The organism is Holdemanella sp. DFI.5.55 (genome assembly GCF_020593575.1).
Classification (GTDB): domain Bacteria; phylum Bacillota_I; class Bacilli_A; order Erysipelotrichales; family Erysipelotrichaceae; genus Holdemanella; species Holdemanella hominis.
In genome coordinates, this window is sequence record NZ_JAJDMK010000371.1 from 1 (window position 1) to 237 (window position 237).

A 237-nucleotide genomic window follows, 5' to 3' on the forward strand; every position below is an offset into this window, starting at 1 on the left:
TGACGACTCATGATAACGACCTGCGAGGCTCCCATCATTTTAGCAGCAATTACGGCACATTGACCAACCGCGCCGTCACCAACGACAACAACACGATCGCCATGCTTAACCTCAGCCGTTCGTGCGGCATGATAGCCAGTTGCCATCACGTCGGCCAACGTCATAAACGACTTCATCATGCCTTCGCTATAGTCTTCTGGCTGACCAGGAATCTTAATCAAAGCCCAGTTGCCATGC

General features: G+C 51.9%; 1 pseudogene. It reads right to left on the reverse strand.

Going from position 1 to position 237, the window contains the following annotated elements:
* Nucleotides 1-237 (reverse strand): annotated as a pseudogene (locus LJE08_RS14460) (IMP dehydrogenase); the annotation flags it as partial.